The 21,029-nt window shown below is 57.3% G+C and carries 22 protein-coding genes; 13 read left to right on the top strand and 9 right to left on the bottom strand.

The features are described 5' to 3' along the window. The 5 genes from ACTG20_RS17805 to ACTG20_RS17785 all read right to left on the bottom strand — a co-directional run bounded on the left by ACTG20_RS17805 (nt 1) and on the right by ACTG20_RS17785 (nt 4,729). Nucleotides 1–633: an NADH:ubiquinone reductase (Na(+)-transporting) subunit D gene (locus tag ACTG20_RS17805; protein ID WP_005338644.1), complete on the bottom strand. Its 633-nt coding sequence runs from the start codon at nt 631–633 to the stop codon at nt 1–3. Then, entirely contained in the window at nt 626–1,414 is a 789-nt protein-coding gene (locus ACTG20_RS17800) for a Na(+)-translocating NADH-quinone reductase subunit C (RefSeq protein ID WP_005338643.1), read from the bottom strand. Before ACTG20_RS17800 ends, ACTG20_RS17805 begins: the two co-directional genes overlap by 8 nt. Beyond that, nucleotides 1,404–2,633: an NADH:ubiquinone reductase (Na(+)-transporting) subunit B gene (locus ACTG20_RS17795; protein ID WP_005338642.1), complete on the bottom strand. Its 1,230-nt coding sequence runs from the start codon at nt 2,631–2,633 to the stop codon at nt 1,404–1,406. Before ACTG20_RS17795 ends, ACTG20_RS17800 begins: the two co-directional genes overlap by 11 nt. A 3-nt stretch (nt 2,634–2,636) precedes the next feature. Continuing rightward, nucleotides 2,637–3,980, bottom strand: coding sequence for a Na(+)-translocating NADH-quinone reductase subunit A (locus ACTG20_RS17790; RefSeq protein ID WP_005349684.1), 1,344 nt, complete (start codon nt 3,978–3,980; stop codon nt 2,637–2,639). A gap of 434 nt (nt 3,981–4,414) precedes the next feature. Further along, nucleotides 4,415–4,729: a BolA family protein gene (locus ACTG20_RS17785; protein WP_042053239.1), complete on the bottom strand. Its 315-nt coding sequence runs from the start codon at nt 4,727–4,729 to the stop codon at nt 4,415–4,417. Between the two features lie 203 nt (nt 4,730–4,932). Between ACTG20_RS17785 and ACTG20_RS17780 the strand changes: the two genes are divergently transcribed. From ACTG20_RS17780 to ACTG20_RS17760, 5 genes are all read left to right on the top strand, one after another. Next, nucleotides 4,933–6,066 (top strand): methyltransferase, encoded by a 1,134-nt coding sequence (locus tag ACTG20_RS17780; protein ID WP_194496558.1) that lies wholly within the window; start codon nt 4,933–4,935, stop codon nt 6,064–6,066. Nucleotides 6,067–6,083: 17 nt separating this feature from the next. Further along, a complete protein-coding gene (locus ACTG20_RS17775) occupies nt 6,084–6,668 on the top strand; it encodes a YajG family lipoprotein (RefSeq protein ID WP_005349692.1) in 585 nt (194 codons plus the stop codon). A 2-nt stretch (nt 6,669–6,670) separates the two neighbouring features. Further along, complete coding sequence (locus ACTG20_RS17770; protein WP_069529625.1) at nt 6,671–7,258, top strand: peptidylprolyl isomerase; 588 nt, start codon at nt 6,671–6,673, stop codon at nt 7,256–7,258. Nucleotides 7,259–7,431: 173 nt separating this feature from the next. Then, a complete protein-coding gene (locus tag ACTG20_RS17765) occupies nt 7,432–8,811 on the top strand; it encodes an AmpG family muropeptide MFS transporter (protein WP_040068511.1) in 1,380 nt (459 codons plus the stop codon). A gap of 156 nt (nt 8,812–8,967) precedes the next feature. Then, nucleotides 8,968–9,810 (top strand): nucleoside-specific channel-forming Tsx family protein, encoded by an 843-nt coding sequence (locus tag ACTG20_RS17760; protein WP_069554294.1) that lies wholly within the window; start codon nt 8,968–8,970, stop codon nt 9,808–9,810. A gap of 107 nt (nt 9,811–9,917) precedes the next feature. Here ACTG20_RS17760 and ACTG20_RS17755 read toward each other — a convergent pair whose 3' ends face one another. Beyond that, complete coding sequence (locus ACTG20_RS17755; protein ID WP_005338634.1) at nt 9,918–10,400, bottom strand: YajQ family cyclic di-GMP-binding protein; 483 nt, start codon at nt 10,398–10,400, stop codon at nt 9,918–9,920. 200 nt (nt 10,401–10,600) lie between these two features. Here ACTG20_RS17755 and ACTG20_RS17750 point away from each other — a divergent pair, with 200 nt between their 5' ends. Next, nucleotides 10,601–11,554: a ketopantoate reductase family protein gene (locus tag ACTG20_RS17750; RefSeq protein WP_194496557.1), complete on the top strand. Its 954-nt coding sequence runs from the start codon at nt 10,601–10,603 to the stop codon at nt 11,552–11,554. Between the two features lie 37 nt (nt 11,555–11,591). Continuing rightward, entirely contained in the window at nt 11,592–12,152 is a 561-nt protein-coding gene (locus ACTG20_RS17745) for a DJ-1 family glyoxalase III (protein ID WP_194496556.1), read from the top strand. A gap of 111 nt (nt 12,153–12,263) precedes the next feature. Here ACTG20_RS17745 and ACTG20_RS17740 read toward each other — a convergent pair whose 3' ends face one another. Then, nucleotides 12,264–12,470, bottom strand: a complete 207-nt coding sequence (locus ACTG20_RS17740; protein ID WP_019445898.1) for a hypothetical protein — start codon at nt 12,468–12,470, stop codon at nt 12,264–12,266. Between the two features lie 131 nt (nt 12,471–12,601). Here ACTG20_RS17740 and dinB point away from each other — a divergent pair, with 131 nt between their 5' ends. The 6 genes from dinB to rlmM all read left to right on the top strand — a co-directional run bounded on the left by dinB (nt 12,602) and on the right by rlmM (nt 19,217). Continuing rightward, entirely contained in the window at nt 12,602–13,657 is a 1,056-nt protein-coding gene (gene dinB / locus ACTG20_RS17735; RefSeq protein WP_194496766.1) for a DNA polymerase IV, read from the top strand. 66 nt (nt 13,658–13,723) lie between these two features. Then, nucleotides 13,724–15,865: a methyl-accepting chemotaxis protein gene (locus tag ACTG20_RS17730; protein WP_194496555.1), complete on the top strand. Its 2,142-nt coding sequence runs from the start codon at nt 13,724–13,726 to the stop codon at nt 15,863–15,865. A gap of 284 nt (nt 15,866–16,149) precedes the next feature. Beyond that, the gene (locus tag ACTG20_RS17725) at nt 16,150–17,070 is read left to right on the top strand and encodes a transcriptional regulator GcvA (protein ID WP_005338622.1); all 921 of its coding nucleotides are present in this window, start codon (nt 16,150–16,152) and stop codon (nt 17,068–17,070) included. After that, entirely contained in the window at nt 17,063–17,692 is a 630-nt protein-coding gene (locus ACTG20_RS17720) for an alpha/beta family hydrolase (protein WP_194496554.1), read from the top strand. The genes ACTG20_RS17725 and ACTG20_RS17720 overlap by 8 nt, the downstream gene beginning before the upstream one ends. Nucleotides 17,693–17,743: 51 nt before the next feature. After that, on the top strand, nt 17,744–18,130 hold the full coding sequence (locus ACTG20_RS17715; protein WP_194496553.1) for a DUF423 domain-containing protein: 387 nt from the start codon (nt 17,744–17,746) through the stop codon (nt 18,128–18,130). Then, the gene (gene rlmM / locus ACTG20_RS17710) at nt 18,123–19,217 is read left to right on the top strand and encodes a 23S rRNA (cytidine(2498)-2'-O)-methyltransferase RlmM (protein WP_005338617.1); all 1,095 of its coding nucleotides are present in this window, start codon (nt 18,123–18,125) and stop codon (nt 19,215–19,217) included. Before ACTG20_RS17715 ends, rlmM begins: the two co-directional genes overlap by 8 nt. Before the next feature lie 82 nt (nt 19,218–19,299). Here the strand turns inward: rlmM and ACTG20_RS17705 are convergent, their stop codons facing one another. Together ACTG20_RS17705 and ACTG20_RS17700 are read right to left on the bottom strand one after the other, a co-directional pair. Further along, nucleotides 19,300–19,758, bottom strand: a complete 459-nt coding sequence (locus ACTG20_RS17705) for a hypothetical protein (protein WP_005349721.1) — start codon at nt 19,756–19,758, stop codon at nt 19,300–19,302. A gap of 117 nt (nt 19,759–19,875) precedes the next feature. Next, a complete protein-coding gene (locus ACTG20_RS17700) occupies nt 19,876–20,883 on the bottom strand; it encodes an isocitrate dehydrogenase (protein ID WP_005349723.1) in 1,008 nt (335 codons plus the stop codon). Between the last annotated feature and the right edge of the window lie 146 nt (nt 20,884–21,029).

Genomic DNA, 21,029 nt, shown 5'->3' with positions numbered 1-21,029 from the left:
TTAATCCTTCGCCTCCACCTGCTTGGGATCCTTGGTGCGAACGCCCCAAATGATCAGACCAATGATGAAGAATGCACTCGGCGGCAGCAGCAGCAGGCCGTTGGGCACATACCAGCCACCGTTGTTCACCAGCGGCAGCAGCTCGATGCCGAACCAGGTGCCGGAGCCCAGCAGTTCACGCACGGTCGCGACACTCAGCAGAATGGCACCATAGCCCAGACCGTTGCCGATACCATCCAGGAAGGAGGGCAGCGGGGCACTCTTCATGGCGTACGCTTCAGCGCGGCCCATTACGATACAGTTGGTGATGATCAGACCCACGAAGACCGACAGTTGCTTGGAGATGTCATAGGCGTACGCCTTGAGCACCTGGTCAACCACGATAACCAGTGAGGCGATGATCGCCATCTGTACGATGATCCGGACGCTGTTCGGGATCTGGTTGCGGATCAGGGAGATGAACAGGTTTGAGAAGGCGGTGACCGCCATGACCGCGAGGGTCATTACAAACGCAGTTTTCATCTGGCTGGTAACCGCCAGTGCAGAACAGACACCCAGCACCTGCAAGGCGATGGGGTTGTTGCCCAGCACAGGCGTCAACAGCAACTTCTTCATTTCGCTCTTGTCAGCCATTGTTGATTTCTCCTGCACGAACCTTGGCCAGGAAAGGACCGAAGCCCTTGGGACCCATCCAGAAGTCGAAGGTATGCTGTACGCCGTTACCGGTCAGAGTGGCACCGGAGAGACCATCGATCTCGTGCTCGGAGCCCGCCGGAGCATGGCCCTTGATGACGCGCAGCGCCGGCATGCCATTCTGGTCGAACAGTTTCTTGTCCTTGAACAGCGCCTGCCAGGCCGGGTTTTCGATCTCGCCACCCAGACCCGGTGTTTCACCGTGGTCATAGTAGGTGATGCCCTTGATGGTCTGGCCATCAGCGGCAACGGCGACGAAGGCATACATGGTCGACCACAGACCCTGACCGTAGATGGGCAGGATGATGCTGTCGATCTTGCCTTCGGCATCCTTGGCGAAGAATACCGGGATCTGCTTGGAGATCTGACGCAGGCTGGCCTTGTCGTCAGCGGCGGCAAGACGGATGCTGCGGGCCGGATCTTTGGCTGCCTGCTTGGTGTCGAAGTTGTCGGCATCGCCGTCAACAAAGTCACCGGTCGCCAGATCCACCAGACGCGCTTCGATCTTCTCGCCATACAGTTTGGCCAGGTCGCGCTTGGCCACTTCGCTCACATCCACACCGGCTACGGCGAGAATGTTGCTCTGCTTGTCCAGCGCCTTGTTTTCCTGCTGGGTAGAACGCAGGCCCACAGCGGCAACGGATACCACGATGGAACAGGCCAGACAGAGGCCGGTGACCACGCTGACGGTGCCGAGGGTTGAATCTTTATTAAACGCCACGAGCAATCCTCCGCTTGATGTTTGCCTGAGCGACGAAGTGGTCAAACAGGGGAGCAAACAGGTTCGCAAACAGAATGGCCAGCATCATACCTTCCGGGAACGCAGGGTTGACCACGCGAACCAGCACGACCATTACGCCGATCAGGGCGCCATACCACCACTTGCCTTTGTTGGTAAAGGCGGCGGAGACAGGGTCGGTCGCCATGAAGGCCATACCGAAGGCGAAGCCACCCAGTACCAGATGCCAGTGCCACGGCATGTTGAACATGGGGTTGGTATCGGAACCGATGACGTTGAACAGCAGGGAGGTGGCGATCATACCGATCATCACGCCGGCGATGATGCGCCAGGAGGCGATGCGCATGTAGACGATCATGGCGGCACCCAGCAGGATCATCAGGGTAGAGACTTCACCGATGGAACCCGGCAGGTTACCCAGGAAAGCGTCCATCCAGCTGATAGCCTGGCCGGTTGCACCGTTGATCAGCGCCATTTGGCCGCCTTGGGCCCACTGGCTCAGGGCAGTCGCGCCGGAGAAGCCGTCAACGGCAACCCACACGGCGTCACCGGAGATCTGGCCCGGGTAGGCGAAGAACAGGAACGCACGACCAGCCAGCGCCGGGTTCAGGAAGTTCTTGCCGGTACCACCGAACACCTCTTTGGCCATCACCACACCGAAGGTGATACCCAGCGCAGCTTGCCACAGGGGCAGCTCGGGCGGCACGATCAGGGCAAACAGGATGGAGGTTACGAAGAAGCCTTCGTTGATCTCGTGTTTGCGCACCATGGCGAACAGCACTTCCCAGAAACCACCGACAAAGAAGACGGTGATATAGATTGGGAAGAAGTGGGTGGCGCCAATCAGCATCTTGCTGCCGATACCGGCAACAGCCGGATCGAGGGAGGCGCCCAGCATGGTAGCCAGGGCATATTGCCAACTGCTGGCACCAGCAGCCGAGCCCATGTGGGCAATGGCGGCAATCGCCTGGTTACCAACGTTGTACATGCCCCAGAACATGGCCGGGAACACGGCCAGCCACACCATGATCATCATGCGCTTCAGATCGAGCGCATCACGAACGTGGGAGGCGTTGCGGGTAACGCTACCCGGGGTGTAGAACAGGGTGTACGCCGCTTCGAACAGGGCATAGTACTTGGCGTACTTTCCACCCGGTTCGAAGTGGTGTTCCATATTTTCAAGAAGTTGCTTGAAACTCATCGCTTAACCTTCCAGTTCAATCTTGGTCAGGCACTCACGCAAGATCGGGCCGTACTCTGTCTTGCCGGGGCAGACAAAGGTACAGAGCGCCAAATCTTCCTCATCCAGCTCCAGGCAACCCAGTGCTTGCGCACCGTCGGTATCGCCGGAGACCATGTCCCGCAGCAGCAGGGTCGGCAGGATGTCGAGTGGCATCACCCGCTCATAGTTGCCGATAGGCACCATGGAACGGTCACTACCGTTGGTAGTGGTGGTGAAGTTGATCAGCTTGCCCTTCATCAGATGAGAGAGGGTGGTACGGGTGATAGAGAACTTGTTGGCGCTGGGGTTGATCCAGCCCAGGAACTCTTTCTCGCGACCTTCACCCAGCACGCAAACCTGATTGTGGTAGCGGCCCAGGTAGTCGTGAACACCTTCGGCTTTGGCACCACTCAGGATAGAACCGGAGATGATACGGTTTTCGTCGGCACGCAGCTCATTGTTGGTGAGCTGGCTGATGCAGGCGCCCAGACGGGTACGCAGCAGACGCGGCTTGAGCACGTTCGGGCCAGCCAGGGCGATCACCTTGTCAGTGAAGATCTGACCTGTGGTGAACAGCTTGCCGAATGCAATCACATCCTGATAGTTGATGTGCCACTGCACCTTGGTGCTGCTGACCGGATCCAGGAAGTGGATATGGGTACCCGGCAGACCGGCAGGGTGCGGACCAACGAAGATCTCTTCCTTGACCTGAGCCAGCGGAGAGTGGGGCAGACTGCCTTCGCCTTTACAGACGTAGACGGCGCCATCGGTCAGGCGGGTCAGTACGGCCAGACCATCGAGGAAGGCCTGCGGCTGTTCCTTGATAATCAGCTCGGCATCGGCTGCCAGCGGGTTGGTGTCCATTGCAGTCACAAAGATGGCGCGCGGGGCAGACGCTACCGCGGGGACTTTGCTGAACGGACGGGTACGCAACGCAGTCCACTGACCTGATGCGACCAGGATCTCTTGCACCTTGCTGCGCTCGAGCTTGGCCAGCTCGGCAGAGGCAAAATGCTCAAACGTCACCTGTTCATCGGAACCGTCGAGGTCGATGACCACAGACTGGAGAACACGTTTGGCACCACGGTTGATCTCTGAAACCACACCGGTGGCAGGAGCTGTGAATTTAACGCCCGGATTCTTCTTGTCTTCAAAAAGATCCTGACCTTTGATGACGCGATCACCTACTTTGACGAACATAGTAGGTCGCATCCCCACAAACTCCTCGCCCAGTGTCGCAACACGGGTGATGGCGGGGCCATCGTAGATTACTTGCTCTGGCGCACCCAGCACGGGGATGTCCAGTCCTCTTTTGATTGTAATCATACTTACTTGCACTACCGTTACGGGAGAGGTTGGTTAGCGCCGAGAAATACATCACGACGGGTGGTTGAATGAGTCGATGTTGTGGTTGTGCCAGGTGGGCAGGCTCAACAATTATTCAACATGCAGGCTCACTCAAAAGCGCTTGAGTTTACCACTTAAGGTGCATTTTCTGCCATGCCAAATGGGCAAAATCCCCGTGCCATCACAAAATTAACCTGCAATGAATAAGCCCCTGACACCTTGTAAGTAGTGGTTTTAAAGGTTTTTTTATTTCGATACCTCGATGGGGGTATTTGCCGTTGTCTCCACTATCAGCAAAAAGCCTTGATGCCGAAATATACCCCCTTGGATGTAGCCTTTTCGGGGCCAATGGGGGAAATATGTTTAATTTTTGTTGGCAGGTTCTCGAGGGAAATCCTGTGGTACAACCGGTTTCAGGAGAGTGACGGTTTGCCAACGCAGCTCGGGGTGCGCGGGGCATGGCCTTTTTCCTGCCACTCGGTCTCGGTGTAGGTATGCAGTGCCAGTGCATGAACGGCACCGGCCAGCTCGTCGGCCAGCACCGAATTGACCTGACGATGGCGTGCCAGCAGCCGCTGCCCTGCAAATTGCTCGCTGACGATCACCACCTTGAAGTGGCTCTCAGATCCCGGTTCCACACGGTGCATGTGGCTCTCGTTGATCACTTCCAGCACGGTGGGGGAGAGGGCGGCGGTCAGCTTGGCTTCAATCAGTTGTTGGATGGTCATCGGATCGGCTTCCAGAGTGAATGTCGGGCCATTCTATCGGCAGTCGCGGGATGGAATAAGCCCCCGGAAGAGGGAAATCACCCGTCAGTTGCCCCTTGATGCGCATCGAACTGGTGAAATTCCTGCTCCTCGCTAGAATAGCGCCACTTTGCGTCGCCCCTGGCGCCTGTATACACGAATCAAGCCGAGGTTGGACTCTTCCTATGCAAACCCTTCTCGACACTCCCCATTGCCAGCTCACGCTCTACCGCTATCCGCGCCAGAGTCAGGAGACCCTGCAAGCCTGGGATGCGGCTGACGAATACCTGATCAACACCCTGGCGGAGTCTCCCCTCGAGCAGGCGGGCCCCGTCATCATCATGAATGACGGTTTTGGCGCGCTGGCTGCCTATCTGCATCCGTACTCCCCCTGCTGCGTCACCGACTCCTACATCAGTGAGCGGGCGACCCAGGCCAATCTGGCCGAAAACGGACTGGATGCGGGTAGTATCCGCTTGCAGGATGCGCTGGCGCCGCTGCCCGATGCCCCTGCGCTGGTGGTGATCAAGGTCTCCAAATATCAGGCACTGCTGGAGCAGCAACTGCTGGCATTGCGTGCGGTGGTGACACCGGCAACCCGCGTTATCGCTGCTGGCAAGGCGAAGGATATTCATACCTCCACCCTCAAGTTGTTCGAGAAGTATCTGGGGCCTACCCGTACCTCGCTGGCCTGGAAGAAGGCGCGCCTCATTCACTGCGAGCCGCAGGCAGAACGTCCCGCGCTGGCCAACCCCTTCCCGACTGTCTGGCCGCTGGAGGGGAGTGGCATGCTCATCCACAACCATGCCAACGTCTTCTCGCGCACCAGTCTCGATATCGGTGCCCGCTTTATGCTGGACAACCTGCCCATCCACAGTGCCCGCAAGGTGATCGATCTGGGCTGTGGCAACGGGGTGCTGGGTCTGTCGCTGCTCGCCAAAGACAGCGAGGTGGAGGTGACCTTTATCGATGAATCCTATATGGCGGTCGCCTCGGCACAGCTCAACGTCGAGCACAATCTGCCCGATGCACTGCCGCGCGCCCGTTTTATGGTCAATAACTGTCTCGATGGCGTGGCGGTCGGCTCGGCGGATCGGATCCTCTGCAACCCTCCTTTCCATCAGCTGCAGGCGATCACCGATCATATCGCCTGGCAGATGTTCAGCGATGCGCACCGGGTGTTGCCTCAAGGGGGTGAACTCTGGATAGTAGGCAACCGTCATCTGGACTATCACAACAAACTCAAGCGCTTGTTTGCCAACGCACAAGTCGTTGCGTCGAACAGCAAATTCGTTATTTTGAAAGCCATCAAACGCTAAAGCCAAAGGAAACCATGATGAAAAAGTCACTCTTGCTGCTGGCCGCCCTGATGCTGGGCGGGTGTGCCACTCATTGGCCGGAGACGGCGTTGCTCAATCCGCAGGTGATCCCCGCCAACCAGCAATACTACTCTGGCAATCGCATCACCATGGAAGGGGTAGACAAGCGTGAGGCTGCCTACGTCTTCTCCATTAAACATAAAGAGAAAGCGCCCGTGTTGGTCAACAGCGAGCGTCCGCTCAATCTGCTGATGGCCGAGCGGCTGGCCGAAGGGCTGCGCAGCCAGGGTCTCGAAGTGGGCAACAGTGGCACCACCAACCTGACGCTGGTGATCTCCAACGCCGCAGTCAATGTGGAAGAGAAGACCTTTACCTATGTCACTAAGTCCCGCGTCAGCCTGCAGGTGATCGCCGATTTCCAGGGCAACCGTCTGACCAAGCAGTTCAATATGTCCTCCAGCAAGGAGAGCCCGAGCGAGCCAAGCATGGCCGACCTGGAGTCTACACTGAACCTGCAACTGGGTAGCGTGCTGCAGCAGATCATGGCGGATGATGCGCTGCGCGGTTACCTGAAAGGTCAACCGAACGGTGCAGGGGTCTGATGATGAAAAAACTCTGGTTGCTGGCCATGCTGATCGCCCCGCTGGCGTTCGCAGGCCCGAAAGTCAGAATGGAGACCAACCACGGCAATATCGTGGTGGAGCTGGCGTCCAAACAGGCGCCCCAGACGGTAAAGAACTTCCTGCGTTACGTGGCTGATGGCAGCTATGACGGCAGTATCTTCCACCGGGTGATCCAGGATTTCGTGGTGCAGGGTGGGGGCTACAACCAGCAGTTCCAGCAATTGCCGACTTATGAGCCTGTAGTCAACGAGTCGCGTGGCGGTCTGCCCAACAAGCGTGGCTCCATAGCTATGGCTCGCACCCAGGCGGTCGACAGCGCTACTCGCCAGTTCTACTTCAATCTGGTCGACAACAATAACCTCAACGCCGGTGGCTCTGCGGGTTATACCGTGTTCGGTCAGGTGGTTCAGGGGATGGAGGTGTTGGACAAGCTGGCTCAGGTACAGACCGGTTACAGCCCCATTCTGCGCGCCAACGATGTGCCGACCAGTCCCATCATTCTGAAGAAGGTGGTCTTGCTGGCAGAAACTCCGGCAGACAAGAAAGTCGACAAGAAAGCGAGCAAGTAACTCTCGCCGGACGCGGTTCGTCACCTTCCCCTCGCCATGCCACAATACAAGGCTCATCCCGTTCGGGATGGGCCTTTTCTCTATCCGGGCTTCTTTGACCTATCTCTTTGCTCGCCTTGGCTATCTGCCATCAACCTGCCAAAATGACGCACTTTTCCAAAGTTGTCAGGTAGTTGAACATGATCCGCAAACCAAGCTGGAGAGAGTCCCTCGCCGTCTATCTCGAATTTCGGGTGTTTATTCTCTTTGCCATGGGTTTTTCATCGGGTCTGCCGCTGCTGCTGGTGTTCGGTACCCTCTCATTCTGGTTGCGCGAGGCCGATGTCAGCCTGACCGATATCGGCTATATGAGCTGGGTGGCGCTCGCCTATGGCTTTAAATGGCTGTGGTCACCGCTGGTGGATCGCATGCCGCTGCCGTTGCTCTCCACGCTGCTGGGGCGTCGCCGCAGCTGGATGTTCTTCTCCCAGCTGTTGATTGCCGCCGCGCTGGTCGGCATGGCGTTCTGCGATCCCAAGACCGAGCTGGCTCAGTTGGCGATGTTTGCCCTGCTGGTGGCCTTTGCCTCGGCCACGCAGGATATCGTCATCGATGCCTATCGCATCGAATCCGCCCCCGAGCGGCTGCAGGCGGCGATGGCTGCCTCCTACATGACCGGTTACCGGCTGGCGATGATCATGGCGGGCGCCGGTGCGCTGGCGCTGGCAGCCTGGTTTGGCAGCAATAGTGGCTATGACTATCGTGGCTGGCAGATTACCTATCTGGTGATGGCGGGTCTGATGTCACTCGGGGTCATCACCACGCTGTTTTGCCACGAGCCGGAAATCGATCTGGCCGAGCAGGGCAAACAACAGGCCGAACGCAAGGCGCAGCTCCTGGAAAAAGGGTGGCCTGCGCTGCTGGCGAGTGCGGGGGCCTGGGGCTATGAGGCGGTCTGGTGTCCGTTTGCCGACTTCTTTCGTCGCTATGGCAGCTCGGCGCTGCTGATCCTGGCCCTGATCGCCTGCTATCGGGTTGCCGATGTGGTGATGGGGGTGATGTCCAACAGCTTCTATGTGGATATGCAGTTCAGCAAGACCGAGGTTGCGACTATTACCAAGGTGTTTGGCGTCATCATGACGTTAGTGGGAGCGGCGCTGGGGGGCGTGCTGGTGATGCGCTTCGGCACGCTGCGCATCCTGTTCTTGGGGGCGCTGCTCACCGCCAGCACCAACCTGCTGTTTGCCCTGCTCAATCAGGTTGGTCACAATCTGGAACTGCTGACGCTGATCATTTCCCTCGACAACCTCAGTGCCGGTATCGCGACCGCGGCCTTCGTGACCTATCTCTCCAGCCTGACCAATGTGGCATTTTCGGCCACTCAGTACGCCCTTTTCAGCTCGGTAATGTTGCTACTGCCCAAGTTGCTGGCCGGTTTTTCCGGACAGGTTGTGGAGCAGATTGGCTACAGTGCCTTCTTTGTCGGAACCAGTTTATTGGGCTTGCCCGTGTTGTTGTTGATTGTGCTTGTCGCCAGAAAAGGGAGTGAGTTGCTCTCAACGGCTGACAAATAGCAAGCGTTTGCGTAGAATCGGGGGTGATTAGATTCACACTTCCGGATAAAGTTCCCGAGAAGTTGTTTCACCCCCAATTTTATTTGATTAGAATCCCTCTCGCTCCTTGTGGGCAGGCTACGGAAAACCTCAACTAACGCACAAGAGACCAATAAAATGGCCAAATTTACCAAGACTCTGATCGCTGCCGGTCTGCTGGCTGCTGCCGCTACCCCGGCCTTCGCTGCTGACTACAGCGGTGATATCCACAAGAATGACTACAAGTGGATGCAGTTCAACGTAATGCACACCATCGACCAGCGCCCTTTCACCACCGGTGAAGAGGACTACAACGATACCTATTTTGAAATGGAATTCGGTGGTCGCTCCGGTCTGTTTGATCTGTACGGCTATGTCGACGTATTCGATATTTTCGACTCCCGCCACAGCAACAAACACCATGGTCAGAACCTGTTCATGAAGTTTGCGCCGCGCATGTCTCTGGATGCTCTGACTGGTAAAGATCTCTCCTTTGGTCCTGTGCAAGAGCTCTACATTGCCAACCTGAACAACGTTGGCGACAAGCAGATGGAAAATCAGATTGGTCTGGGCGCCGATGTGATGGTTCCTTGGTTTGGCAAGGTAGGCATGAACCTGTATGCCCGTCATTCCACTGAGAACCAGTTCTTTACTGAAGAAGAAGGCGACTGGAACGGTTATCAGTTCTCCATGAACTGGTTCAAGCCCTTCTACACCTTCGGCAATGGCAGCTTTGTCTCCTACCAAGGCTATCTGGATTATCAGTTCGGTCTGGATACCCATGACCGTGCTGACCGTACCAGCGACAACCTGGCTACTTTCCACGGTATCTACTGGCACTCCGATCGTTATGCCGTTGGTTACGGTCTGAAGTACTTTATGGATGCTTATGGTACCAAAGATGGTTCCACTGCATACGATGGTACTCCTTGGAAGAGCACCGGCTTCAGCCACTACTTCTCTGTTACCTACAAGTTCTAATAAAACTTGGGGTACAAAAAACCGGAGCATCTGCTCCGGTTTTTTTATGGCCGCGATTTAGATAGCGTGGCACGAGTCATCAAGTGCGCCACGGCTGAGTGGATAAATCAGTCGCGGAAGTTCTGGAACTGCATCGGTTGACCCAGTTCGGCGCCACGGACCAGTGCCATGGTCTCTTGCAGATCGTCACGCTTCTTGCCGGTGACACGTACTTCATCACCCTGGATAGCGACCTGTACCTTGATCTTGGAGTCCTTGATCAGCTTGACCAGCTTCTTGGCGATCTCTTTCTCGATCCCCTGTTTGAACTTGACGGTCAGGTGGAAGCGTTTGCCGGAGTGAACGGAGTCACCCACTTCCATGGAGCTGTTTTCGATGTTGCGCTTGAGCAGGGCGCCGCGCAGGATTTCGACCATCTGCTTGAGCTGGAAATCGGCATCGGCTTCCAGTTTTACCTCTTCCTTGTTCAACTCGAAGCTGGCTTCTACCCCACGAAAATCGAAACGGGTGGCCAGTTCACGATTGGCGTTGTCGACAGCGTTCAACACCTCGTTCATTTTGACTTCAGAGACAATATCGAATGACGGCATAGCCGGAGCTCCTCATGTTGCGTTATCGGGGGGCAAATCTACCAGAAAACGGGCAAATTTGCTGATTTTGATGGGGTTGCTCTGCTAGAATCCCCTGCGCACAGGACGGGTGGACCCGTTAGTGTCCACCAACGACATCTTCACTTATCCCCGGTAACAGGTTGAGAGGATTGCAACCCTTACCCTGACAGAGTCACACCATGCCAAGCGGATTAAAAAATTCCCGACAGCCCGTTATTCCACCCGTTACTCCGAAGTGGTCAATGTTGGGTTGTGGCGCCCTCGGCGGCGTTTTTGCCTCCCTGCTGACCCTGAGTGGTCAATCTACCCGTGTCTTGTTGCGCGAACATCATAAGTCCACGCTCCATCCCGGGATCGACTTCACCTCGCTGGAGGGGCATGTTCAGTTGCTCAATATCGAGCGCGGATTTGTCAGCAAACCCGGCAAGATCCAGCGTCTGCTGGTGATGACCAAGGCCAGTCAGGTGATTGCCGCACTGACACCCCTGGTGGGTAGGCTGGATGCCGGCGTGCCGATCGTGCTGCTGCACAACGGGATGGGCATTGCCGAGCAGGTGGTCGAGATGTTCCCGCACAATCCGGTGATTGCCGGTGTCACCAGCCATGGCGCCATGCAGTGCGGCCATTTTGTCTTCCGTCATACTGGCAAGGGTGAAACCTGGCTTGGCCCGATCAACGACGCCGCCAAGGCCCATGCTGCGCTCGCGGACGAGCTGGCGCTGGCACTGGGCCAGGCTGGTTGGGATGAGCAGGTATTGACGCGCCAGTGGCAAAAGCTGGCCATCAACTGTGCCATCAATCCCCTGACGGCCCTCTACAAGCTGAAAAATGGCGAGCTGGCTGGCCCCCGTTTTGCCGATGCCCTGCAGCAGATCTGCGTGGAAGTGGCGGATGTGATGTGTGCCGAAGGGATTGCAACCACGGCAGAGGAGTTGCAACGCCGGGTGATGACAGTGGTGGAGCTGACCGCTGACAATTACTCCTCCATGCATCAGGATATGGAGCTGGGACGCGAGACCGAGATTGAGGCCATCACCGGCTTCCTGTTGGCCAAGGCTGCCCGGTATGGCATTGCCGTACCGGTCAATCAGGGTCTCTATCAGGCGATCAAAGAGAAGAGTCAGGCCGCCTGACCTTTTACATGGCAGAGCAAGCAGCAAGGAGGCGAACGTGAGTGTACTGGTGCTGGTGGCGCCCGGGTCGGAAGAGATAGAGACGGTTGCGATTGTCGATACCTTGGTGCGCGCCAGCATCGAGGTGGTGCTGGCCTCTTGTTGCCCAGCCGGATCCCGGCAGGTGAAGGCATCGCGCGGGGTACAGCTGGTGGCCGATTGTCATATCGACGAACTGACCCGTCGGGACTTTGAAGCCATCGTGGTACCCGGTGGTCTGCCCGGCAGCGAAGTGATCCGCGATACCCCGCTGGCCATTGATCTGCTCAAAGAGCAGGCCGCTCTTGGTCGCTGGCGCGCTGCCATCTGCGCCGCCCCTGTGGTTGTGTTGCAACATCATGCTCTGCTGGGTGATGCCATCGTCACCTGTCATCCCGGCTTTCAGTCCCGACTACCGACATCGCAGTTGTCAAGTGAGCGGGTAGTCAGGGATGAGGCTCATCGCCTTATCACCAGTCAGGGGCCGGGCAGTGCAATCGAGTTTGCGCTTGAACTGATCCGGATGCTGCGTGGGGATGAGGTGGCGGCCACTGTCGCTGGCCCTATGGTGCTGCCTTGAGCGCACTCTGCTGCAGAATCAAGCTGGTCATGCTTTGAAAAATGGGCCCCGGTCATCTTGAGCGGGGCCCGTTTGTTATCTGCCGTTGTCGGTCACGCCATTTTGTCCGGCTCAGTAGTCATACTGTTTGCACTTCTTCTTGCGAAACTCTTCACGCCAGCGTGACAACTCTTGTTCTGTGCCGAGCGTGTCTCCTTTCTTGATGGCCTGTTCCAGTATCTCAATCCGGTCGTACAACCAGCGGCACTCTGCCGTCGGGTTGTTCTTGCCGATGCCGGTCAACGGCAACAAACAGAGTCCCAGCCAAAGATATTTCATCCCGAACGCTCCTTGTCATTGTGGTAGTAAAGGTCTCCTTAGAGTCTACTACTTTAGCCGCAACGAGAGAGATAGAGCTGCGGTTATCCTTGGGGTAAGATGATGTCATGTCTGTTTATTTATACAGTGGTATGCGCAAAATCATCCATATCGACATGGACTGCTTTTTTGCCGCGGTGGAGATGCGGGACAATCCGGCATTACGGGAGGTGCCGCTTGCCATCGGTGGGTCCTCCGAGCGGCGCGGTGTCATCTCGACCTGCAACTATGTGGCGCGCCGATTCGGTGTGCGCTCCGCCATGCCGAGCGCCCTGGCGAAAAAACTTTGCCCGCCGCTGGTACTGATCCCTGGGCGAATGGCGGTGTACAAGGATATCTCTCGTCAGCTCAGAGCAATTTTCCTCCGTTATACCGATCAGGTTGAACCGCTGTCACTGGACGAGGCTTACCTCGATGTGACCCACAGCCGATGCTGTGGCGGCAGCGCCACCCTGATGGCGCAAGAGATCCGGCAAGCCATCGTCACCGAACTGGGATTGACTGCCTCGGCCGGAGTGGCCCCCAACAAGTTTCTCGCCAAGCTCGCCTCGGAGCAGCGCAAGCCTGATGGTCTGTTTGTCATTCGTCCCGACGAAGTGGCCGAATTTGTCTGTCAGCTGCCCCTCGGCAAACTGCCCGGGGTGGGGCGCAAGACCGCCGAGCGGCTGGAGGCGCAAGGGCTCTACACCTGTGAGGATGCGCGGGCTTTGTCGGCACAAGAGCTGTGCAGTCGTTTTGGCAAGCTGGGGGAGATGTTGACGACCCGGATCTGGGGGCTGGATGAACTGCCGGTGCAGGCGCACCGGATCCGCAAAACCATCGGGGTGGAGACCACCTTGGCGAGCGATCTCTGTGACGAAGAGGCCTGTTTGACGGTATTGCAGCAACTGCTGCCGGAGCTTGAGCGGCGATTTCAGCTGGCGTGCCCTGCCGAGCAGGTGATGGGGCAGGGGATTAAGCTCAAGTTTTCCGATTTCCACCAGACCACCGTCTATCGCAGTCAGGGTGGCTATCAGCCAGCCTTGTTCGTTCCCCTGCTCAAAGAGGGGCTACAGCGGGCGCAAGGGCGTTCGGTTCGCCTGCTGGGCTTGGTGGTGGGTTTGCCAAAAGAGGGTGAAGTTAATCAACTCTCGCTGGATTTGCTGTGAGAGAGTTAAGTTTTTGTTTATAAAGTCGATAATCTATCCATATCTGTATGACGTAGGAATATTGGCATGAGCGCTCTTTCTGTCCAGGGTCGGATTACCCTGATCGCCGGTTGCTGTCTGTTGGTGACAGCCGCCGCTCTGGTTGCCTCTTCGATTTACAACGCGAACAAGATGCAACAGCAGGTTCGGCAAGCCACCATGCACGAGGCGCAGCAGTCTGCCGAGAACTGGATGAAGGCGATGGGCTCGGAGCAGGCGGCCAAGGTGACCAGCTATCTCGATGAAGCCTATTTCCGCGCCAGTTTGCTGGCGGAGAGCGTGTTGTTCCAGCGCAAGAATGCGGCCGAGAACTTTGTCCATTCGGAGGCGCTGCGCAGCGCCGTCAATCAGCAACTGCACGATGCCGTTGCCTCATCGACCAATCTGCTTGGTGTCTATGCGGTGTTCGAGCCTGACCAGCTGGATGGGGAAGACAGCAACTATCAGGGCTCAACGGCGCTGGGTTCCAACGACAAGGGGCGTTTTTCCAGTTACTGGGCCTATGACAACGGCAAGATAGAACCGGAAGTGCAGAATGAGGATGTACTGGCCGATGAAAGCCCGACCGAGGCTGGTGGCATCGAAAACGAGTGGTATCGCTGCAGTATTCGCACCCGTGCCCTCTGCCTGCTGGAGCCCTATCTGGACGATGTGGGCGATAAACAGATATTGATGACCTCGGTGACGGTCCCGCTACTGGAGCAGGAGACCTTGCTGGGGATGGTCGGGGTCGATATCTCGCTGGCCACCTTGCAGAGTCTGGTCAGCACCATGGACAAGGAGCTCTATGAGGGCAAGGGCAGAATCTTGCTGGTCAGTCACGAAGGGCGCGTGGCGGGAGCCGATGAGTTCGATGTGACCATGGGGCGCGGGCTGGATCAGAAGTATCAGGGGCTGGCCAGCGAGCTGAAAAGCTGGCTCAGTCAGGGTCAGGAGCTGACTCGTTGGAGCAGCGATGGCACCCTGTTGCAGACCTTTGTCCCGGTATCCATGCGTGGCACCGACCGTAAATGGGGTATCTACATTGAATTGCCACGGGCCGTAGTACTGGCCTCGGCCCAGCAACTGCAAGATGAGCTGGCCAGTGAGGCCAATCGCAGCGTGGTCTCGCAGCTGTCGATCGGAGTGCTGATCTCGCTGGTGGCCCTGAGTTTTATCTGGTTGATGGCGCGCCAGATTGTGGCACCCATCCGCGCCGTAGTTGCCCGTCTCAAGGATATCGCCAGCGGCGAGGGGGATTTGACCCAGCGTATCGAGATCCAGCGGCAAGACGAGATCGGCGAGCTGGCCAAGTGGTTCAACAGCTTCCTCAACAAGTTGCAATCCACCATCAGTCAGGTGATTGATACCGTCTCCGGTACGCGTAACAGTGCCGAGCGAGCCGCGCAAGTAGCCGAGCGCACCAGCAGTGGCATGCAGGCCCAGTATCAGGAGATCGATCTGGTGGCGACGGCATTTGAAGAGCTGAGCGCCACGGCGTTGCAGGTCTCCGGTAATGCCGGCTCGGCGGTGGCAGCCGCCAACACCACTGATGCCGCGGCGCAAGAGGGCAAATATGTCGTTGCCGACACCCAGGAGGCGATGCGCAAGCTGATGACCATCATCAACGATGCCCAGCCGGTGGTGGAGCGACTCTCCGCCAACAGCGACAACATCAACGATATTCTCACCGTGATCCAGGGAATTGCCGAGCAGACCAACTTGCTGGCGCTGAATGCGGCTATTGAAGCGGCGCGTGCCGGTGAGCAGGGCCGTGGCTTTGCCGTGGTGGCCGATGAGGTGCGCAATCTGGCCGGTCGCACCCAGAATGCCATCGTCGAGATCCAGACCCTGATCAGCCAACTGCAATCCGGTACCGGCGCCGTGGTCAAGGCGATCCGCGATGGTCATGGACAGGCTGACGAGACGCTCGCCAAGGTGGATCTCTCGGTGCAGGTGCTGGAGCAGATTATCCAGTCGGTCTCCACCATCCATCAGATGAACGAGCAGATTGCCCGGGCGGCACAGGAGCAGAGCCGGGTGGCGGACGAGATCAACCGCAACGTCAGCAACATTCGCGATGTGAGCCACACCATTCGGGCCGAGGCGGCGACCTCCGCCGAAAATGGTCGCGAGCTCTCTGCGCTGGCGGACAAGCAGCAGCAGCTGGTGGGGCAGTTCAAGGTATAGAAGGGATGAAAAAAGGCGCCATCCAGCTGGAGGCGCCAAACACATTCAGATGACAGACTGGGTCAAACCGGTGAGATTTGAGCCCCTCTTCCCGCAGAGGAAGAAACACAACACCACAATCGCAGTCGAAAGACTCACTAAAAACACATGTAAACCAACACGTAGTAGAAAATGTGAGCCATATGACGACTGATTGCTGGGCGAATTATGTTTATTCACTGGTCGACCCGCAACCGACAAATTATAATGCGCCCCATTAGAAAAACTCATCGTCGGCTGGTGTCATGTCTCGTCGTTTACCCCCGCTCAATGCCCTCAAGGCCTTTGAAGCAGCGGCTCGTCACTTAAGCTTTACCCGCGCAGCAGAAGAGTTGTTTGTGACTCAGGCGGCCATCAGTCACCAGATCAAGGCGCTGGAGGAGTATCTTGGCATCAAGCTGTTCCGCCGCAAAAATCGCTCCTTGTTGCTGACCGAAGAGGGACAGGGCTATTTCCTGGATATCAAGGACATCTTTGCCTCCATCTCTGAGGCGACCGACAAGCTGCTGGCCCGCAGTGCCAAGGGGGCGTTGACTGTCAGTTTGCAGCCGAGTTTCGCCATCCAGTGGCTGGTGCCGCGGCTGGTCAAGTTCAGCGAGCGCCACCCCGATATCGACGTGAGGATCAAGGCGGTCGATCTCGACGAAGGGTCGCTCACCGACGATGTGGATGTCGCCATCTACTACGGGCGCGGAAACTGGCCGGGTCTGCGCTCGGACAAGCTGCATACCGAATACCTGATTCCGGTCTGTTCCCCCTTGCTGCTGACCGGGCCCAAACCGCTGCGTACGCCGCAAGATTTGACTCTTCATACCCTGCTGCATGATACCTCCCGCCGCGACTGGAAGGCTTGGTTCCGCCAGCTCGATATCGATGCACCCAACGTCAATCAGGGGCCCATCTTCAGCCACTCCACCATGGTGATCCAGGCGGCGATCCACGGCCAGGGGGTGGCGCTTGGCCACAGCGTGCTGGCACAACCCGAGATTGAGGCCGGCCGCCTTATCTGCCCGTTCGAGCAGGTGCTGGTGAGCAAAAATGCCTTCTATCTGGTGTGCCAGGAACAACAGTCGGATCAGGGCAAGATCGTGGCCTTCCGCGACTGGATGCTGGAGCTGGTGGAGCAGGAAGAGGCGCGTCGCAGGGCAAGGCTCGCCGATGCGTGAGGTGATCCGCGAGGGGGCAATTGATGCCCCCGTTCGCATTTTGCTGGCCCACGGGGCAGGCGCGGGGATGGATCATGCCTTTCTTACCGAGTTGTCACGTCTGCTGGCTGGCCCCGACATCGAAGTGGTGCGCTTCAACTTTCCCTACATGACAAAGCGTGCACAGGATGGCAAACGCCGCCCGCCGGACAGGGCGCCTGTGCTGCTCGCCCATTGGCGCGACATGATCCGCGAGTTTGCCCATCCACGGCTGTTTCTGGCGGGCAAGTCGATGGGCGGGCGGATGGCGGCGGAACTGTATCGTGAAGGCGAGGGTGAGATGAATGCTGCAGGATTGCTCATTCTCGGGTATCCTTTCCACCCTCCGGCCAAGCCCGACAGCTGGCGAGGCGAGGTACTCAAGCATATTGCAGTGCCAACCCTGCTGTTGCAGGGGGAGCGCGATACCTTCGGTAGTCGCGCCGAACTGGCCGATTTCCCCTTCTCACCCGCCGTATCGGTCCATTGGTTGACCGATGGTGATCATGGTTTCAAACCGCGTAAAGCCAGTGGCGTGAGTGAGCAGGAGAATATGCAGCATGCAGCGGCGGCCATCAGCCATTTTGTGGCTCGGCATGGATAGCACGAGAGGGTTGGCTTTATTGCCAGCCTCGATGAGAGAGGGAGAGTGAGGATGCAGATCCATCGACATTGGCTGATACTGGCCGGTCTCTTCGGGTTGACGGCCACCATGCTGGGGGCTTATGGCGCCCATGGATTGGCGGCGACCGGCATTACGCCCGAGCGTCTGGCGGCGTTCAATACCGCCGTGCAATATCAGTTTTTTCACGCATTGACCCTGCTGGTTCTGGGCTGGTGTGGTGTGCGCAGCAGGGTGATCCACCTGGCTGGCACCGCTTTTGTGCTGGGGATAATCGGATTCTCCGGCAGTATTTACGCCATGGTGCTGCTTGGCAGCAAGGGGCTGGGGTTGATTACCCCGGCCGGTGGCCTCTGTTTTATGTTGGGATGGGCGGCCCTGATCTGGGCCGGCTGTCGTCTTGGAGGAAAAAATGAATAATCTGCTGCTTTATTGCCGCCCCGGTTTTGAGAAAGAGGCGGCTGCAGAGATCACCGAGCGTGCCGGTAACATGCAGTGCTACGGTTTCGCCCGGGTCAAGGACGACAGCGGTTATGTGATCTTCGAACTGTATGACGAGGAGCAGGCGGACCTGCTGGCTCGCAAGCTGCCGTTCCGGGAGCTCATCTTCATCCGCCAGATGCTGGTGGTCACCCATGAGCTGAAGGATCTGGATGTCGCGGACAGGATCTCCCCGATCCTTGAGGCGGTGAGTGACTACACCATTTGCGGCGATCTGCGGGTCGAAACCGCGGATACCAACGAAGCGAAAGAGCTGTCGGCCTTCTGCCGCAAGTTCACCGTGCCGCTTCGTCAGGCGCTGCGCAGCAACGAGATCCTGACCAAGAAGGAGACGCCAAACCGTCCGGTGTTCCACGCCTTCTTCATGGCCAATGATCATGTGTTGCTGGGTTACTCCTACTCGTTCAACAACTCCGGATTCCACATGGGGATCCCGCGCCTGCGCTTCCCGGCCGATGCACCGAGCCGCTCCAGCCTCAAGCTGGAGGAGGCGTTTTACGTGTTCGTGCCGCGGGAAGAGTGGGATGTGCGTCTCTGCTCAGGCATGAAGGCGGTCGATCTGGGCGCCTGCCCGGGTGGCTGGACCTATCAGCTGGTGCGTCGTGGCATGATGGTGACGGCGGTTGACAACGGCATGATGGCCCAATCCCTGATGGATACCGGTCAGGTCAAGCATATCCGGGATGACGGTTTCGTCTGGCGTCCGAGCAAGAAGAACACCTACTGGCTGGTGTGCGACATGGTCGATAAACCGGCTCGGGTCGTTCACATGATTGCGGACTGGTTCCGTGAGGGCGACTGCCAGGAGGCGATGTTCAACCTCAAGCTGCCGATGAAGAAGCGTTATGCCGAGTCGGTGCACAATATCGAGGTATTGCGCGAGATGCTCAAGGAGATCGACAATGCGTTCGTGATCCAGGCCAAGCAGCTCTATCACGATCGAGAAGAGATTACCGTGCATGTTTACAACAAGTACTGGGTCTCCAAACTCGAGCCCAAGGCGTGATGTAGCAGTTCTGCCCGTACGATAAATACCAAGGCCGACAGGGAAACCTGTCGGCCTTTTGCTATTCGGCTGCCGGAAAATATCAGAAACGGTAATCGAGGCGCAGGGAGGATTCGTCGTCGGTCACCTTGATCTCTATCTGCAGCGGGATGGTTTTGTCGACCGGATTGAATTGCATCTTTATCCCGTCTCCTCTCAGCCTGAGGGCGGTGTTCATTCCGCCAGCCTTGAACTTGACCTTGGGTCTGAAGCGTTCAACCGACAGACTGACGCTCTTTTCCGGGGTCAGATTGAGCTGCGGGTAGGAGGTGATCTTTTGATTACCAAAGTTGTCGGTGGAGACTTCAATACCAAACGACAGGGGTTTGGGCGCTTTTAGCAGGTCGTTGGTATTCAGGCTCGAGCGCCATACCTCGGTGGCAGTCCGTTTTTCCTGCTGTGGCAGTTTGGCGGTTTGGGTCTGTTGATCCTGCTCGAAAGCACTGGCAGTACCACACACTAGCATCAGGCCCGACACCAGATAGCACCCGTATCCCTTCATGAAAAACACTCCCTGTTCTTTTTCTCTATTGAACATAGTTGCTGTTTAGGGAGTGGAAAAGGATTCGGAAATATAAAAAAGGGAGCCGAAGCTCCCTTTTAAAATCAATGAATTAACTCACAGGCGATCGATGATAGCTTGGGTGAATTCGCTGGTGGAAGCCGTTCCACCCAGATCGCGAGTGACCCGATCACCGGATTCGATGGTGGCTCGTACTGCTTCGCGTATCCGCTCTGCTTTATCCTGCATGCCGAGGTACTCCAGCATCTGGATGGAGGCGAGGATCACCGAGGTCGGGTTGGCAATGTTCTTGCCTGCAATGTCGGGGGCAGAGCCGTGGACCGCTTCGAAGATGGCCGCGCCATCGCCGATGTTGGCGCCGGGCGCCATGCCAAGGCCGCCAACCAGACCGGCGCAAAGATCCGAGAGGATGTCGCCGAACAGGTTGGTGGTGACCATGACATCGAAACGCTCCGGGTACATCACCAGGTTCATGCAGGCGGCATCGACGATCATCTCTTCGCTCTGGATATCCGGGTAGTGGCTGGCGATTTCACGGGCTACTTCGAGGAACAGGCCGGAGGTCGACTTGAGGATGTTCGCCTTGTGGATGATGGTGACCTTCTTGCGCCCTTCCTGACGAGCCAGCTCGAAGGCGAACTTGACGATGCGCTCGGCCCCTTCGCGGGTGATGATGCTCATCGCCTCGGCACTCTTGTTGTCATCACTGCGCTTCTGACCTGCACCCGAGTACATCCCTTCGGTGTTTTCACGCACTGTGATGATGTCGATGTTGTCGTAACGGCTTCTGGTGCCCTTGAAGGAGATGACCGGACGCACGTTGGCGTAGAGGTTGAACTTCTTGCGCAGGGAGACGTTGATGGAGGTAAAACCGCCGCCGACCGGCGTGGTCAATGGCCCTTTCAGGCTCACCTTGTTCTTCTCAATCAGATCCAGGGTAGCCTGGGGCAGCAACTCGCCATGCTTCTCGAGGGCAACCAGACCCGCATCAGCGTATTCGTACTCAAAGTCACAGCCCGCATGGGTCAGGATCTGGATGGCTGATTCAATGATGCTGGGGCCGATGCCGTCGCCGGGGATCACTGTAATTTTTCTTTTGGACATGAGAGGGTTCCACTTCCAGGGTATAGGGGAGGATGGGGCTGCTTTATAGCATTTACTCAGCAAACCAACCACATTCCTTTACATTCTACTCACTTTTATCAACAGCGAGGGTGAGTCTCGTCATGGTTCACGCCCTTGCCTGCATT

Origin of the sequence: Aeromonas sp. 84A (assembly GCF_051919345.1) — a bacterium.
Classification (GTDB): domain Bacteria; phylum Pseudomonadota; class Gammaproteobacteria; order Enterobacterales; family Aeromonadaceae; genus Aeromonas; species Aeromonas veronii.
Note: the sequence above shows the minus strand (reverse complement) of the source record. Positions and strands in the feature narration are given on the sequence as shown.